General features: G+C 57.6%; 15 protein-coding genes. 4 read left to right on the top strand and 11 right to left on the bottom strand.

The window, feature by feature from the left end; genetic code table 11:
• Positions 1-63: 63 nt before the first annotated feature.
• From CLV97_RS05605 to CLV97_RS05585, 4 genes are all read left to right on the top strand, one after another.
• Entirely contained in the window at positions 64-2400 is a 2337-nt protein-coding gene (locus tag CLV97_RS05605) for a nitric-oxide reductase large subunit (protein ID WP_106344541.1), read from the top strand.
• A 211-nt stretch (positions 2401-2611) separates the two neighbouring features.
• Positions 2612-3625, top strand: coding sequence for a multicopper oxidase domain-containing protein (locus CLV97_RS05600; RefSeq protein WP_106344540.1), 1014 nt, complete (start codon positions 2612-2614; stop codon positions 3623-3625).
• Between the two features lie 287 nt (positions 3626-3912).
• Positions 3913-5088: a S8 family peptidase gene (locus CLV97_RS05595; RefSeq protein ID WP_146130416.1), complete on the top strand. Its 1176-nt coding sequence runs from the start codon at positions 3913-3915 to the stop codon at positions 5086-5088.
• A 637-nt stretch (positions 5089-5725) separates the two neighbouring features.
• Entirely contained in the window at positions 5726-6895 is a 1170-nt protein-coding gene (locus CLV97_RS05585) for a S8 family peptidase (RefSeq protein WP_106344538.1), read from the top strand.
• A 69-nt stretch (positions 6896-6964) separates the two neighbouring features.
• Here the strand turns inward: CLV97_RS05585 and CLV97_RS05580 are convergent, their stop codons facing one another.
• The 11 genes from CLV97_RS05580 to trxB form a co-directional block, all read right to left on the bottom strand.
• Complete coding sequence (locus tag CLV97_RS05580; RefSeq protein ID WP_146130415.1) at positions 6965-7315, bottom strand: TM2 domain-containing protein; 351 nt, start codon at positions 7313-7315, stop codon at positions 6965-6967.
• A 119-nt stretch (positions 7316-7434) separates the two neighbouring features.
• Positions 7435-8655, bottom strand: a complete 1221-nt coding sequence (locus CLV97_RS05575; RefSeq protein WP_106344537.1) for a hypothetical protein — start codon at positions 8653-8655, stop codon at positions 7435-7437.
• Positions 8656-8823: 168 nt separating this feature from the next.
• Entirely contained in the window at positions 8824-9186 is a 363-nt protein-coding gene (locus CLV97_RS05570) for a YhjD family protein (RefSeq protein WP_106344536.1), read from the bottom strand.
• A 20-nt stretch (positions 9187-9206) separates the two neighbouring features.
• The gene (locus tag CLV97_RS05565; RefSeq protein ID WP_106344535.1) at positions 9207-9467 is read right to left on the bottom strand and encodes an HPr family phosphocarrier protein; all 261 of its coding nucleotides are present in this window, start codon (positions 9465-9467) and stop codon (positions 9207-9209) included.
• Between the two features lie 65 nt (positions 9468-9532).
• Positions 9533-10483: a DNA-binding protein WhiA gene (whiA, locus tag CLV97_RS05560; protein WP_106344534.1), complete on the bottom strand. Its 951-nt coding sequence runs from the start codon at positions 10481-10483 to the stop codon at positions 9533-9535.
• A 16-nt stretch (positions 10484-10499) separates the two neighbouring features.
• Positions 10500-11501, bottom strand: coding sequence for a gluconeogenesis factor YvcK family protein (locus tag CLV97_RS05555; protein ID WP_106344533.1), 1002 nt, complete (start codon positions 11499-11501; stop codon positions 10500-10502).
• Positions 11502-11515: 14 nt separating this feature from the next.
• A complete protein-coding gene (rapZ, locus tag CLV97_RS05550; protein ID WP_425440547.1) occupies positions 11516-12391 on the bottom strand; it encodes an RNase adapter RapZ in 876 nt (291 codons plus the stop codon).
• Between the two features lie 42 nt (positions 12392-12433).
• Positions 12434-13390 (bottom strand): ROK family glucokinase, encoded by a 957-nt coding sequence (locus CLV97_RS05545; protein WP_106344531.1) that lies wholly within the window; start codon positions 13388-13390, stop codon positions 12434-12436.
• 61 nt (positions 13391-13451) lie between these two features.
• Positions 13452-13934 carry an 8-oxo-dGTP diphosphatase gene (locus tag CLV97_RS05540; protein ID WP_106344530.1) on the bottom strand — a complete coding sequence of 161 codons (483 nt, stop codon included), beginning with the start codon at positions 13932-13934 and terminating at the stop codon, positions 13452-13454.
• Between the two features lie 175 nt (positions 13935-14109).
• Positions 14110-14274, bottom strand: a complete 165-nt coding sequence (locus CLV97_RS05535; RefSeq protein ID WP_425440550.1) for a hypothetical protein — start codon at positions 14272-14274, stop codon at positions 14110-14112.
• Between the two features lie 510 nt (positions 14275-14784).
• Entirely contained in the window at positions 14785-15750 is a 966-nt protein-coding gene (trxB, locus tag CLV97_RS05530) for a thioredoxin-disulfide reductase (RefSeq protein WP_106344528.1), read from the bottom strand.
• Positions 15751-15852: the final 102 nt, after the last annotated feature.

The raw sequence follows: 15852 nt of genomic DNA, 5'->3' as shown, positions 1-15852 counted from the left end.
TATCCCTTCCGTCTCATCCTATACTGGAATCGCCCTAAAACCAAAGGATGGGAGGAAGACGGGATGAAATCGAAGCTTCGAACATCCCCTCAGAAAACCTCGACGGTTAAGGGGAACCTGTTGAAGCAGATTCTGATCGTCACGCTCATCGTCAGCTTCACCGTCCTCCTCGTCGGGGGATATTGGGTTTATGAATCGATGGCCCCCCGCCCTGCGAAGGTGATCAGCCCCTCGGGAGACGTGATCACCACCGCCGAGCAGATCAAGGGCGGTCAGGCCGTTTACCAGAAATACGGGTTGATGGACTACGGATCGGTGCTCGGTCACGGTTCCTATCTGGGTCCGGACTACACCACGGAGGCGCTTCACATCGTCGTCACGGAGATGCAGGATTACCATGCCAAACAGGATTTTGGAAAGCCCTTCGCCCGGTTGAACGAATCGGAAAAATCCCTCATTAGAGAAAAGGTGAAAGAAGAAATCAAGGTCAACCGGTACGATCCCGATGCCGACATCCTCACTCTCACCGACGCCCAGGTACACGCCCTTCAGAAGGTGCGAAAGCACTACCGAACCGTCTTCACGGAGGGGGATGGACGCGGGATTCTGCCGGGCCTGATCCGGGAAGAGCACATGCCGGATACCGGCCGCGCCTGGGTGGCGGAGGGGGATCAGCTGACGCAAATCGCCGACTTTTTCTTCTGGACCGCATGGCTTTCCAGCGTCAACCGCCCGGGCGAAACCCATACTTTTACGAACAATTGGCCCTATGACGAAGATGCGGGCAACGCGATGACCTTCGCATCCATCTGGTGGAGCGCAGCCAGCACGGCCCTCCTGATCGGTTTCACTGCGCTCATCCTCTACTTCTACCATCGCTACAAGCTGGATATGCAAGAGGCCTACTCCGAAGGCCGATTCCCACGCTACAACCTGGAAGCCCTGCCGATCACCCCGAGCCAGCGCAAAACCGGCAAATATCTCGCCGTCGTGGCGGTTTTGTTCCTCGTCCAGGTGATGTTCGGGGCGCTGCTCGCCCACTATTACATTGAACCGGATTCCTTCTTCGGCCTGGATTGGATCGCCGACATCCTCCCCTTCAACATCGCCAAGGGATACCACCTGCAGCTGGCCATCTTTTGGATCGCGACAGCCTGGTTGGGCATGGGAATTTACATCTCTCCGCTCGTCGGAGGACGCGAGCCGAAACGGCAGGGTCTCCTGACGGACCTCCTGTTTTGGGCCCTCGTGATCCTGGTCGCCGGCAGCATGATCGGCGAATGGCTGGGTGTGAAGGGATACCTGGGCAACCTGTGGTTCCTGTTTGGCCATCAGGGATGGGAGTATCTAGAGCTCGGACGCCTGTGGCAAGTGATTCTGGCCATCGGCATGTTCATCTGGCTGTTCATCGTCTACCGCGGATTGCGCCGCACGTTGAAAGAGGAAACGGACAAGGGCGGCCTGGTGCACCTGTTGTTCTACTCGGCCGTCGCCGTGCCGGTCTTCTACGTCTTCGCCTTCTTCTTCAACCCCGGCAGCAACATCACCTACGCCGATTACTGGCGCTGGTGGATCATCCATCTGTGGGTGGAGGGCATCTTCGAGGTCTTTGCCGTCGTCGTCATCGGCTTCCTGCTCGTGCAGATGGGGCTCGTCACCAAAAAATCGACGGTTCGCGCCTTGTACTTCCAGCTGATCCTCCTGCTCGGCAGCGGGGTGATCGGAACCGGTCACCACTATTACTGGATCGGCGCCCCGGAGATCTGGATCGGCCTCGGCGCGGTGTTCTCGGCGCTGGAAGTGATCCCGCTCACGCTGCTCATCCTGGAAGCCTACGGACACTACCGGATCATGAAACAGGGCGGCGTATCCTTTCCGTACCGGGCGGCCTTCTGGTTCCTCATCTCCACGGCCGTATGGAACCTCGTCGGCGCAGGGGTGCTCGGCTTCCTGATCAATCTCCCGGCGGTGTCGTACTATCAGCACGGCTCCTTCCTGACACCGGCCCACGGCCATGGAGCGCTGATGGGGGTCTACGGCATGTTCGCCGTCGCCGTCTTGCTCTACACCCTGCGCAACATCGTCAAGCCGGAAGCCTGGAACGACCGCATCCTCAAGATCTCCTGCTGGGGGCTCAACATCGGCTTGGCGGGCATGATTCTCATCACGCTGCTCCCCGTCGGAATCCTGCAGCTGGCCGAATCCTATCAGGTCGGGTTCTGGGCGGCCCGCGACCCCGGATTCTACCAGGAACCCGTCGTTCGGACGCTGCTGTGGTGGCGCATCCTTCCCGACACGATCTTCATCGTCTTCGGCGTGCTGCCACTGGCATGGTTCGCCGTCAAATCGCTCTTCCGCCTGCGTCCCTCCACCGTGAAGGACGGAGATTCCATCAAATAAAAAACCGATGTCACCGTTTCTTCCCGCGGCATGTCCGCGGGTTTTTTATCAAGACCAATCTTCGAAAGATTTGTAACGAAAAAGCGGATTTGTGTCCTGTATCACAATAAGGCTGATTGTTTCAATTATGATGAAGGCGAAAGGGGCTATAAATAAACCTTTATCCCCTGAATCTAATTGTGAATAATATCACAAGAGGAGGTCGTGTGCGATGAACAAAACCTTCGTCGCCCTTCTGTCGGTCGTCCTCGCCGCCGGTATGTTGGCCGGTTGCAGAAGCCCCTCCGAGTCGGACATCGCCGAAAAAACCGCCTCTCCGGACCATGCCGCGAATCAAGTGATGCCCGCCCACCGCGACGTCAACCAGAAACCCACCCCCGTCAAAATCGAGCGAACAAGCGCTCATCGGGTGAAAGTCGAAATGACCGCCCAAGTGACCGACATCGAAATCGACAAGGGAGTGACCTACAAGGCCTGGACCTTCAACGGGCAAGCTCCCGGCCCCCTCATCGTCGTCAGGGAAGGAGACACGATAGAATTCACCCTGAAAAACCTTGACCCCGCGATGCCCCACAGCATGGACTTCCACGCCGTCCACGCGGCTCCATCCAAGAAGTTCATCAACATCGCGCCCAATCGGAGTAAAACCTTCACCTATCAGGCCAGCAGTCCGGGGGTATTCATGTACCATTGCGGAACGGATCCGGTGCTTCAGCACATCGCCAACGGCATGCACGGCGTGATTATCGTGAAGCCGAAGGACGGCTATCCCACCGACCCACAGGTGGACCGCGAATTCACCCTGATCCAGAACGAATGGTACGCCAACAACAACCTGGATGACATGACCGACGGCCAGCCCGATTACGTGGTCTTCTCCACCAAGGCCCTGAAAAAGGGAGATCCCAATACCAACGGCACCACCTACAGCCTGAAAGAGAAGCCCCTGGAAGCCAAAGTCGGGGAAAAAATCCGCATTTACGTAAACAACGTCGGCCCCAACCACGTGAGCTCGTTCCACGTCGTCGGAACCGTATTTGATGACGTGTACCGGGATGGAAACCCCGACAACCGCTTGAGGGGCATGCAAACCGTCATGCTGCCGGCAAGCGGCGGAGCGGTGGTGGAGTTCACCGTCAAAGAGGCGGGGATCTATCCCATCGTGACTCACCAGTTCCATCACGCCCAAAAAGGAGCGGTCGCCCTCCTCAAAGTGACCGAATAACATGGCCGAATTTGTGATCGGGAACCGGTTTTCCACCGGCGCGACACCGCCGTTTGGAAAATCAGGTTCCTTTTTGTAAATCCCAAAACGCCGCCCTCCTCATCCAACCCCCCTTTCCGCGCCCCGCTCAGACAAAACGGAATAAGATACCAATATCGATCCCGAAACCCGCCGGTACTTCCATACGTTTTTCTATTTGATAGAAATCTTTTATTTCTTTTCAAGTCCTTAAATCCCCATTCCATTGCGTAGGGATGAACGAAAGGGTTTCCCGGAGGAGGTATCGCATGAAACGCTTGTGGAAAATGGCCGCCGCCCTATTCATGGCGTTCGTTTTGATCCATCCGCCATCGGCCGGCGCGGAAGCCGAAAAAGAAGGCTCATCGGACAAGCTATCCTACGCACCTGATCAAGTCATCGTCAAATTCAAGGAAAACGCCGAGCCCCGTTTGACCCTGAACATCCATCTGGAGTTGGACACGGATCTTCTCTTCCACAACAAAGAGATCGGTTTTGACGTGGTGAAAATCGAGGGCAAGTCCGTGGAAGAAGCGATTAAGGAGTATGAAAAGTCCCCCGACGTCGAATACGCGGAACCCAACTACATTTTCACCACCCAGTGGACGCCCAACGACTCCCTGTTCCCCGATCTGCAGTGGGGGCCCAAAAAGGTCCAGGCTCCCGCCGCCTGGGATGTGACAAAAAGCGACAGCAACACCTCGATCGCCATCGTTGACACGGGAGTGCAATACGACCATCCCGACTTGTCCGGAAAAGTCGTCCGGGGATACGATTACGTCGACAACGACTGGGACCCCTATGACGGCAACGGGCACGGAACCCATTGTGCCGGAATCGCCGCCGCGATCACCAACAACACCCGGGGAATTGCCGGGATGGCTCCCGATGCCAAAATCTACGCCGTCCGGGTACTGGACGACAGCGGCTCCGGCACGCTGCAAAATGTAGCCAACGGAATCATCCATGCCGCCGACAACGGAGCCGACGTGATCAGCCTCAGCCTGGGCAGCCCCAACGATTCCATCACCCTGAAGGAAGCCGTGGACTATGCCTGGAACAAGGGGGTTGTCGTGGTGGCCGCCGCCGGTAACGACGGCTCCTCTCAACCGGCCTATCCGGCGTACTACAGCAACGCCATCGCCGTCGCCGCCACCGACAGCGATGAAAGCAAAGCCTCTTTCTCCAACTACGGCAGCTGGGTGGATGTCGCCGCCCCGGGGGTGAACATCTACTCCACCTACACGGACAGCAGCTACGCCAGCCTGTCCGGCACCTCGATGGCAACGCCCCACGTGGCGGGACTGGCCGGGCTCCTGGACGCCCAGGGTCGTAGCGCTTCGGAAATCCGGGCGACCATCGAAAACACCGCCGACCCGATTTCCGGAACGGGCACCTACTGGAGCAAAGGGCGGATCAACGCCTACCGGGCGGTCAACTATTAAATGCGCCGTGAAGCAAACCGGAGGACGGAAAGATTTCTCCCTCCGGTTTTCCTTTCTTCCCTCTTTCCCGCGCCCTTCTCTCGCCTGAATGCGAAACCCCACCCGGGTATTACTTCTTTTTTCTTAATTCTATACACCCGGAAAAAATCCGTTTTTCACACCCGAGAAATCGAATCGGCAATTCCCGAAAGATCCCCGATCTTTCTAAAATCTACAGAGGACGTTCTTTCCGAGCACGTCGCACACAGGATCGAATTGCCGGGAGATATGTCTTTCGGATTTTAGTGCTTTACAGCAAAACATCGATAAATTTCGCTGTTAATTGTTGATTTTTATTTTAGTCTGTATTAAAATAATTGTTGGAATTTGATTGGCATTTAAAGATTTCCATCCCGACGTCCATCATCACATCCCATCACCACCCTCACGATCGGTTCACCTCCGCTGCTCTCCTCATCGCCTCCATGGACCAGCACCCCCTCCCTACCACCGGCTCGCTTCCACGATCTGCTCAAGAAATGACAACACGGTTTCGACAGTTCCCGTTCGTCCGCCGTCGGGAAAACCCGTTCATGCTCCGTTCATTCCCCCTCCGGGGTGAATGATAAAACCCACTTCCAGAGGAGGTCATGCCTCTATGAAGCGATTGTTGGCGATCGTCGCCTCGCTGGTGCTGGCTATCGTCCTGATTCAACCCCAAGCCGCCGGGGCCGAATCAGCCGTTCAGGCGGACAAGCCGGCTTACGCCCCCGACCAGGTGATTGTCAAATTTAAGAAGGGCACATCAGCCAGCGCGATGAAAACCGCCCACCAGGATGGGCAGGCAAAGCTCCTCTCCCGCAACACGAAGCTGGGCTTTGATGTCGTAAAGGTTGAAGACAAATCCGTGGAGCAAGCGGTCAAGGAATACGAGAAGAATCCCAACGTCGAATATGCGGAGCCCAATTACATCTACACCATCCAGTGGACCCCCAACGACCCCTATTTCTCCAGCCGGCAGTGGGGGCCCCAAAAGGTTCAAGCTCCCGCTGCCTGGGACGTCACCAGGAGCAGCAGCGACACCTGGATCGCCATCGTTGACACGGGAGTGCAATATGACCATCCCGACTTGTCCGGAAAAGTCGTCCGGGGCTACGACTTTGTGGATGACGACTGGGATCCGTATGACGGCAACGGGCACGGAACCCATTGTGCCGGAATCGCCGCCGCCGTCACCAACAACTCCCAGGGAATTGCCGGGATGGCTCCCAACGCCACCATCTATGCCGTCCGGGTGTTAAACAACAGCGGATCCGGAACCCTGGATGATGTGGCCAACGGGATCATCCACGCCGCCGACAGCGGAGCCGACGTGATCAGCCTCAGCTTGGGTGCTTCGGTCGGGGCCACCACCCTGAAAAACGCCGTGGACTACGCCTGGAACAAGGGAGTTGTCGTGGTGGCCGCCGCCGGTAACAGCGGGACGTCCCTTCCCTCCTATCCGGCATACTACAGCAACGCCATCGCCGTCGCCGCCACCGACAGCAACGACAACAAGGCCTCCTTCTCCAACTACGGCAGCTGGGTGGATGTCGCCGCCCCGGGGGTGAACATCTACTCCACCTACACGGGCAGCAGCTACGCCAGCCTGTCCGGCACCTCGATGGCAACGCCCCACGTGGCGGGACTGGCCGGGCTCCTGGATGCTCAGGGACGCAGTGCATCGCAAATCCGGGCGGCCATCGAAAACACCGCCGACCGGATCTCCGGAACGGGGACCTACTGGAGCAAAGGGCGGATCAACGCCTACCGGGCGGTCAACTATTAAAATGCGATGAAAATTAAAGCGGAGGGCGGAATCGTTCCGCCCTCCGATCTTTTTTCCTCATCGACCCGTTCACGCGCTTTGGCTCATCACTTGATGAATGAGATCCCGTTCGATTTCCTCGTTCAAACGCTTTACATAACCATGGAGCAAAAACAGATCGACGAGAACCCAGATCCCGACGATGCCGACAAGCAGGAACCCAATCAAAATGACCATGGTCAGATACCCGAGGAGAGTGAGCACCAGCTGAGTGACGGCCGTGCCCGTCTTCCTCACATAAAACCGGTGTGCGCCTAAACTTCCCAGAAGGATGGCCAATACGTAGGCGACGGCCACCGACTTTTTCTTGTGTTCCAACTCGCTCTGCACCATCGTCAACTGCTGCTGGCTCAACTGCTGCTTCAGCGACAGATTAGACATTTACAACCTCCTATAAATTAAGATGAATTCGCAGGTTTTCCAGTTCATTATAGATAAGAAACTTGATCAATGACAAGTAAAACCTATAAAAAAAGAAAATCCCCTTCCCCCGCTCCCCTTCAGACCCCGGAACCGGTACGGGCAAAGCTTCGCCACATCAAAACGATCCCGACCAGGAGCATCAAACTGGCCAGGAAAAGCCCTTCGAGGCGGAAAGGGATTTGCGCCGCCTTGGTCCATTCCGCCAGCCCCTGCAAAAACAGGAGGAGCTCATTCAACAAAAAGCCGGCATAAAAGGCGGAGCCCCCGTACAGGGCCAGTCTATCCATCTTCCAGATTCCGGCCATGCCGTATTGAACCAGGATGAACAAGCTGACGACGCCCAGCAGAGTCAGATGCAGATAACCGATCACCACGCTCCGGGTGTCATAGACGAGGGCGGCCAAGTCCGGCCAAAGGAGTCCCAGCTCCAGGGAGCTCTTGACAAAGAGCGCCAGCAGCGTCAACAGGAGACCGGTGTTGACCAGTCCGGAGCACTCCCTTCGGAGATGGCGCAGGCTTCCCCTCAAGGACCGGAAAAGGAGGAGAACGGCGATAAACTGGACCGCGCCCGCGGCGGCAGCCAGCCCCTTCACGAATTTCCCCGGCTCCGCCCACAGGATGGAATGAAAATAGCCCGGAAACAATGCGATGAAATACATCCAGAAGGCGGCCTTCATCCCCCCGGCGGCGAAGGGAATCCCTTTCCGCCGAAGCAAAAGGATGAACAACCCGATCAAAAACAGCAGGAGCCACCCGTTATACTGGAAATGCAGATAAAAATAGATGGCCATATCATACCAGGGCGTCTCCTTCATTCCCCGGGCGGCGATGAAAGCGAGGGAGAAGGGGCCGACGGAAGAGAGGATGAGCGCGATCAGGGAACCCTTGATAAATGGCGCTCCCATGCCGGAAAAGGCGGGGTTCTGCCGGACGGTCCGGTAAATCATGAATGCGATCCAGTACTCCGCGAAAATGTGCAGGGTCGATGCGGCGATGGACAGCGGCCCGTAACCCTGATACAAGAAGGCGACCAACATCGCCAGGGAAATCCCGGCCAATGCCGAAACCGCCAGGATAGCCTGCTTTTTTCGGTGAATGCGCGGCCAGAAGATGTGAAGAAAAACCGCGAAGCCTCCCAAAAAGGCCCAACCCAGCAGGGCGAAGTGGGAGTGGGCGTGAAGCACGTGGGGATAAGGGATGGAGGTCCCGGTGGCAAAGGGGTAAAAGCGCATCCAAACCCCGGTTAAAGCCACCAGCGAGAAAAACAGGAAGGAAACATGGACAATAAACCTCGGCATGTGATACGCCCCTCCTCCCCTCGTCCTTTTTTTCATCATGCTCCCTGCGAAAAGAAAGATCAACCTTCCGGGGAAAAAAGCCACAAAAACTTAAGAAAAAAAGATTGGCGCCGAAGGGCGCACAATCCCGGGAAAAACGCCGATATATTCTTCTCTGTCCGCGGGCTACTACATCCGGCAATAAAGGCGAAATTTCTCCGAGCACTTGGCCCGGATGTGTTCGTTGAGAAAGGGGTAATGAAAATCGTTGTTGCTGATGCGGACAACCACTTCGCAACTGTCTTCCTTCTGGTCGATCTTGATGATTTTCACACCCGTGGAACTCAACTTGCTCCGGACTTCCTGCAGCTGTTGGTTCACCTTGTCCAAAGCGCGCAGGTACATCAGGTGAATGGGTTCGCGCATGAGCAGGTTCACTTCGGACAAGGCCGATATGTCATGTCGGATCGCCTTCTTGAGGGTCTCCATCGAAACCAGTTCCTCGATCCAGTCCATGATCTCCGAAAAGGAGTTGATGGCATTTCTCGCCACTCCGGCTCTCCCCCAGCTCTTTAAACCTCTTCTTTGTTGACCATTTCCGCGAGGGCTTCAACCGCTTTTTCGGCATCAGGACCATCGGCGGAGATGACGATCTCCGTCCCCTTCGCCACGGCGAGGCTCATAATCCCCATGATGCTCTTGGCATTGACTTTCTTGTCATCCTTTTGGACGAAAATTTCGGAAGCGTACTTGTTCGCCTCCTGGACGAACAGGGCGGCCGGGCGGGCGTGAAGACCGGTTTGCAATTTGACGACAACGCGTTTTTCCACCATTTTATTTTCCTCCTCTTGGATGCTCACAAAATATTATATGAAACCCGGTTGGAATAGCCGGGTGATTAACCCTCCGTATGACGACGCAGTTGCTTGGCGATTTCGTCCAGCTTCCGCAGGCGGTGATTGACCGCCGATTTGCTCACTTTTCCGCCGGGCAGCATCTGCCCCAATTCCGTCAGGGTGATATCGGGATACTTCAGCCGCGCCTCGGCGATTTCCCGCAACCGGGCGGGCAGCTGTTCCAGTCCCAGCTCCCGTTCAATTAACCGGATATTTTCGATCTGGCGCATCGCCGCCTGGATCGTCTTGTTCAGGTTCGCCGTTTCGCAGTTGACGAGCCGGTTGACCGAGTTGCGCATGTCCTTCATGATCCGGACATCCTCAAATTGGAGGAGGGATTGATGCGCCCCGATGAGGCTCAGAAATTCCCCGATCTTGTCCCCTTCCTTGACATAGACCACATATCCCTTTTTCCGTTCAATCACCTTGGCGTGAAGGTGAAACCGGTTCATCAGCCGACAGATGGCCTCGGCGTGGTCCTGGTAAGTGGTGACGATCTCCAGATGGTAGGAGCCGCTGTCCGGATTGTTCACGGATCCGCTGGCCATGAACGCCCCGCGAAGATAGGAGCGGCGGCAGCAGGGGGAGGCGATCAGTTCGGGGTCGATGCCCTCGGTCTGCGTCAGTCCCTCCCCGTTCTGCAGGATCTTCAGGTCGAGAAGCACCCGCTTCGCCTCCGAGGTGAGGCGGTTGAAGTACACATTGTTCTTTTTCAGGCGGACCTTTTTTCGGACGAGAACTTCAGGATGAACTCCGTACAATCCCTTGATCAAAGAGAAGATGTGTCGGGCGATGGCGGCGTTTTCCGTGGATACATCCAGCGCGATGGAGCGGCGATGGAGCGAAATCGTCCCGTTGATCCGCACCAGGGCGGAAAGCTCCGCCCTTTGGCAGCAAGGCGGGGATTCAACCCGGGCCAGCTCGTTCTTCGTTTGGGCGGCAAAAGAAGACATGGGGGGCACCTCTTCTCTATCCGCTGCAGCGGCGGCGCTTCCGCTCCCGCACCCGATTGAGAATATGGCGGCAAAGGCGGTCCGCATCATGGCGCAGGTAGGAATCGGAACCGTACAGCAGAAGGTTGTCGGCAATGACGTGACATCCCAATTCCTTGAGGCGATCGATATCCGGCAGAACGGTTTCCGCCCCTTTCGCCGCGTACTTTCGCCGGATCGACGGCGGCGGCACCGCATTGTTGACAATCACCGTGTCAAAAAAGCGGTCCCCGACGTGATCGTAGATCGCCTGGACGTGATCCGAGGCGGTAAAACCGTCGGTTTCCCCCGGCTGGGTCATCACGTTGCAGATGTAGAACTTGTCGGCGGAAGATGCCCGTATCGCCTCGGCCATCCCCCGCACCAGCAGATTGGGCAAAATGCTGGTGTAGAGGCTTCCCGGACCGATGACGATGGCATCCGCCCTGGCAATGGCATCGAGGGCATCATCGTGGGGAGCGGGTTGAGGCGGGTGAAGAAAGACGCGACGGATTTTCTTCCCCGATTTGGGGATTTGCGACTCGCCACGGATGATGGTGCCGTCGGTCATTTCAGCCAAGAGGACCACGTCCTGCGAACTGGCTGGCAGAACCTGCCCCCGGACGGCCAGCACGCGGCTCATCTCCTCGATGGCCTGGGTGAAATCGCCGGTAATCTCCTTCAACGCGGCCAACATCAGGTTGCCCAGCGCATGGCCCGCCAGCCCGTCCCCGTTGGTGAACCGGTGTTGCAGGACCTGTTCCAACAGGGGTTCCGTGTCGGCCAGGGCGATGAGCACATTGCGCACATCACCGGGAGGAGGCATTTGCATATCGTCGCGGAGGCGTCCGGAACTCCCTCCATCGTCCGCCACCGTCACGACGGCGGTAATATCGACGTGGGCCTTCTTCAATCCGCGCAGCAAAACCGGCAGCCCCGTCCCCCCGCCGATCGCCACGATGTGGGGACGGCGGGATTCCCCCCTGGGGTAATCTTTCATCCTTGACACCTCATTTACGCATCCTTTTCGATATCCCGATGCGCGACCCGACAGCTTTCCCTTTCGTTGAATATCCGGGAAAGATGCTCCGCGATGGCCACCGAACGGTGTTTCCCCCCCGTACATCCGATCCCCACTACCAGCTGAGTCTTCCCTTCCCGATGATAATGGGGAAGGAGAAAAGACAGAAGATCCTTCAACTTGTCGATGAACTGCCTGGTCTCCTCCCATTTCATCACATATTCGTACACGTCCGAATCCTTTCCGGTGTGCGGCCGAAGGGATTTCACATAGTGGGGGTTGGGCAGAAAGCGGACGTCAAAGACCAGATCCACGTCGATGGGAACCCCGTACTTGAATCCAAAGGAAAGAAAGGTGACCGTCATTCGCTCCCGTTCCGACTGGCCGAATCGGGCGGCGATCTTTTCCTTCAGTTGGTTCGGTTTCAGGTGACTGGTGTCGATGATGTGATGGGCTCGCCCTTTGATCTCCTCGAGCAATCTCCGTTCCTGCAGAATCCCGTCCAAGGGCGTTCCGTCCCGGGACAGGGGGTGGCGGCGTCGGGTCTCCTTGTACCGCCGCACCAGGGTCTGATCGCTGGCTTCCAGGAAAAGAATCTGGTAATGAATCCCGTGGTGCTTCTCCAGGGTGTCCAGAGACTCAAACAGGGAAGAAAAAAATTCCCGACCCCGCAGATCGATCACCAACGCGGCTTTCCGCAGCTTTCCCTTCGATTGCTCCAAAAGCTCCGCAAACTTGGGCAGCAGAATGGGCGGCAGGTTGTCGATGCAAAAAAACCCGAGGTCCTCCAGGCTTTGCACGGCCACGGTCTTGCCCGCGCCCGACATGCCCGTGATCACCACCAGGTTGATGCCTTTTCCCGCGTCCACTCCACCACCCCCTTTTTTCATCCGCTTTCTTTATTATATGTTTCAATGCCCCCTGCGAGCAATGAGGCCGGCCGCTCCGATCACCCCCGCGTCGTTTCCCAATTGGGCGGGAACGATGGACACTCCCTCCGCCGCGGACGGCAGCGCGTGCTTCTTGTACGCCTCCCGAAGGGGCCGGAACAGGGAATCTCCGGCCCGGGCCACTCCTCCACCGATGATGAATCGGGCCGGATTCAGGATGACGGAAAGGGTGGCCATCGCCCTTGCCAGGGCATCGGTCGCACGTTCAACCACTTCCAGTGCGACGGAATCCCCCGCCTCCATCGCCCGGAACACGTCACGGGACGAGAGGGTGCCCGCTTGCACCGCTTCGGCCAAGGTGGTCTTCCGGCCCGAGGCCGCCATTTCCTTCGCCATGCGGACGATACCGGTGGCGGAAGCGATGGTCTCCAGGCAGCCCCGCTGGCCGCATCCGCAGAGGGCACCGCCTTCCTCCATCCGGATGTGGCCGATCTCCCCGGCCGCGCCGCCGACGCCGTGAACCAGACGGCCGCCGGCGATCACTCCGCCTCCCACTCCTGTTCCCAGCGTGATGCAGACCAGATCCGAAACCCCCGCCCCTGCTCCGCTCCAGGCCTCGCCGAGGGCGGCGACGTTGGCGTCGTTGTCGATCATCACCGGCCGCTCCCATTCTTTCTCCAACAGGTCCCGGATCGGAACATTTTCCCAGGGCAAATTGGTCAACCGTTTCACAATCCCCCGGGGAATGTCCAGAAAGCCGGGCAGGCCCACCCCGATGCCGGCAACCTGATCCCAAGAGGCGCCCGACGCCTCCGCCGCTTCCCGTGCGCAGGACGTGATCCGTCCGATCACCGCGTCCGTTCCCTCCTCGGCCCGGGTGGGCCGCTCCGTCTTGTACAACAGGTTCCCCGATGGATCCACCACGCCCACCTTGATATTGGTTCCGCCGAGATCCACACCGATATATCGTTTCTCCATTCCCCTCGATCCCCCGCATTGAAAGGCTTTTTCCTCTTTATACTTTATGGGACATTTTCGGTCAAGGTTGGACCTCTTTTGTCCCTGGAAGGCCGTTCAAGGTGTATCGCAACAATTCCTCCTCCGGCGAGTATACAAACCGTCCCACCAGGAATTCCTGCCGCAGGGCGATCCGCTCCAGGAAGATCCGGTCGCCGGAGGCGGCGGGCAGTCGGGACAGCGACGTCACCGGATGCCATGCCAGAATTCCCTCTTCCGATTCTTTGAGGGGCACTCCCCTGTAGCGGTCGGCGAAAAAAGTGAACATCATCCATTCCTTGGCCAACCCGCCCCGGTCCTCCACACACATGGTGAACACGCCGCACAGGCGGGCATTTTCCAGCCGGAGTCCGGTTTCCTCCTCATACTCGCGGAGGAGCGTGTCCATGATCGACTCGGCCGGCTCCATCTTCCCACCGGGGGCCACCCACCAGCCGCGGCGCGGTTTTTTTAAGAGCAAGACGCGATCCTTGTCGCGCAGAATGCAGTTGACCACCCGTTGCATACTTTCACCCCTGTTTATCATACCACCTCTACCGGGAAGGAACAATTTAAGCTTTTTTGTCGAAGCTTGTATTATCACAAAATCCCACACCACCCATCCGCCGGATAAAATTGAAAAAGGCCCGGCAGACTCCCCCTCGACCCGATTTGACCGCCTTTTCCGACAGATCAGCGAATCATAACTTGCCACTATCTTTAAAGACGGCGATCTCCCGATACCCCCACTGTTCGTTCTTTGTTCGCCCCCGGCCGGAGGACACCTCCATCACATACCGGAACAAATCGTCCGCCAGCGTCTCCATCGTTTTCCCTTCGGTGAGTTGTCCCGCGTCAAAATCGATGATGCAACGTCGTATTGGTGGCGATTTTTACCGTTGGCACCGGTCCGACGAACGAAGTTCCCCCGCCCGCGGGAGTCAAAGCGGTAAAAAAATTTTCGTAAACAGGCTGGTTATGACGAAGAATGGATTCTTCAATTCGTCGATCAACCGTACAGGCTGTTCAAAGACGCCCCCATCCGCGGCCCTGCCCTCAGCACCGTTTAGCCCCGAACATTTCCGGAACCTCCGTCAATGGTCGTCCCGTCATGTCCGACCAGAGAGTGGGCGGTAATTCCAAAAAAAATCCGTCGGATCCTCCGCCTTTGAGCCCGACGATCAGGCGTGAAACGGATAGGGAGCGGCGGGGGAAAGACTTGGCGCAGTCAACCAAATTCCGAATTCGTTTCAATCTGTCTTCCCTTTCCGGTCGCTGGACTCCCGTGCTCCCCCAGGCAAAGATGATTGATCAGGCGCTTTTCCGCGCAAAAAAGCACCGACCAGAGGGTCGGCGCTTTCCCGACAATGCAACCATCAAAGGCGGGCCGTTTCTTCCTTCTCCTTGGCCAGCGCTTCGTTCAGCTCCTCGATGTACTGCTGAGCTTCCATGGCGGCGATGCTTCCGTCGCCGGTGGCGGTGACCACCTGGCGAAGGTTTTTCTCGCGGACGTCTCCGGCGGCGAAGATGCCTTTGAGCCGGGTGCGCATCCGTTCGTCCGTCTCAATGTATCCTTCTTCGTTGGTGATCCCCAGATCGCGGACCCATTCGGTCAAGGGATCCATCCCGATGTAGATGAAGACCCCGTCACAGGGGAACTCCCTTCTTTCCCCCGTCTTGCGGTTGTACAGCTTCACGCCGGTGACCTTGTCGTCCCCCAGAATCTCCTCCACGACGGTGTCCCAGATGAAGTCGACCTTCTCGTTTTTGAAGGCCCGTTCCTGCAGGATCTTCTGGGCCCGCAGCTGGTCGCGACGGTGAATGATCGTCACCTTGGAAGCAAATTTGGTGAGGAAGACCCCCTCTTCCACGGCGGAGTCCCCGCCGCCGACGACCACCAATTCCTTGTCGCGGAAGAAGGCGCCGTCGCAGACGGCACAGTAGGAGACGCCGCGTCCGGACAGACGGTCTTCCCCCGGGACGCCCAGTTTCCGGTGTTCGGCGCCGGAGGCGATGATCACCGCCTTGGCCAGGTAGGTCTCCTTGCCGGTCACCACTTTCTTGTAGGGCGTGCCGTCAATGATTCGCTTCACTTCCCCGAACTGGTACCGCGCCCCGAATTTCTTGGCATGCTCCAGCATCTTGTTGGCGAGATCCGGTCCCAGGATATGATCAAAACCGGGGTAGTTCTCGATTTCCTCCGTATTGGCCATCTGCCCGCCCGGCACACCCCGCTCCAGCATGAGGGTGTCCAGGTTGGCACGCGCGGCGTAGACGGCTGCGGTCATTCCGGCAGGACCCGCTCCGATGATGATGACGTCGTACACGTTGTTCTCCGACATTTGACACCCACCCTTCGGCGATCGTTGCAGATCATACTTCGGTCCCACTAATATAGATACCCGAGGCCCCACAGTCCCTAACCGGGCGAAGAAAGGCAACGC

Origin of the sequence: Planifilum fimeticola, assembly GCF_003001905.1 — a bacterium.
GTDB classification, from domain to species: Bacteria; Bacillota; Bacilli; order Thermoactinomycetales; family DSM-44946; genus Planifilum; species Planifilum fimeticola.
Note: the sequence above shows the minus strand (reverse complement) of the source record. Positions and strands in the feature narration are given on the sequence as shown.

Bases quoted from the DNA above. Each gene is read 5' to 3' on its own strand.
- trxB (WP_106344528.1), bottom strand. From the start codon at position 15,750: ATGTCGGAGAACAACGTGTACGACGTCATCATCATCGGAGCGGGTCCT.
- CLV97_RS05540 (WP_106344530.1), bottom strand. From the start codon at position 13,934: ATGCAACGGGTGGTCAACTGCATTCTGCGCGACAAGGATCGCGTCTTG.
- CLV97_RS05545 (WP_106344531.1), bottom strand. From the start codon at position 13,390: ATGGAGAAACGATATATCGGTGTGGATCTCGGCGGAACCAATATCAAG.
- CLV97_RS05555 (WP_106344533.1), bottom strand. From the start codon at position 11,501: ATGAAAGATTACCCCAGGGGGGAATCCCGCCGTCCCCACATCGTGGCG.
- whiA (WP_106344534.1), bottom strand. From the start codon at position 10,483: ATGTCTTCTTTTGCCGCCCAAACGAAGAACGAGCTGGCCCGGGTTGAA.
- CLV97_RS05580 (WP_146130415.1), bottom strand. From the start codon at position 7,315: ATGTCTAATCTGTCGCTGAAGCAGCAGTTGAGCCAGCAGCAGTTGACG.
- CLV97_RS05595 (WP_146130416.1), top strand. From the start codon at position 3,913: ATGAAACGCTTGTGGAAAATGGCCGCCGCCCTATTCATGGCGTTCGTT.
- CLV97_RS05575 (WP_106344537.1), bottom strand. From the start codon at position 8,655: ATGCCGAGGTTTATTGTCCATGTTTCCTTCCTGTTTTTCTCGCTGGTG.
- CLV97_RS05565 (WP_106344535.1), bottom strand. From the start codon at position 9,467: ATGGTGGAAAAACGCGTTGTCGTCAAATTGCAAACCGGTCTTCACGCC.
- CLV97_RS05605 (WP_106344541.1), top strand. From the start codon at position 64: ATGAAATCGAAGCTTCGAACATCCCCTCAGAAAACCTCGACGGTTAAG.
- CLV97_RS05600 (WP_106344540.1), top strand. From the start codon at position 2,612: ATGAACAAAACCTTCGTCGCCCTTCTGTCGGTCGTCCTCGCCGCCGGT.
- CLV97_RS05585 (WP_106344538.1), top strand. From the start codon at position 5,726: ATGAAGCGATTGTTGGCGATCGTCGCCTCGCTGGTGCTGGCTATCGTC.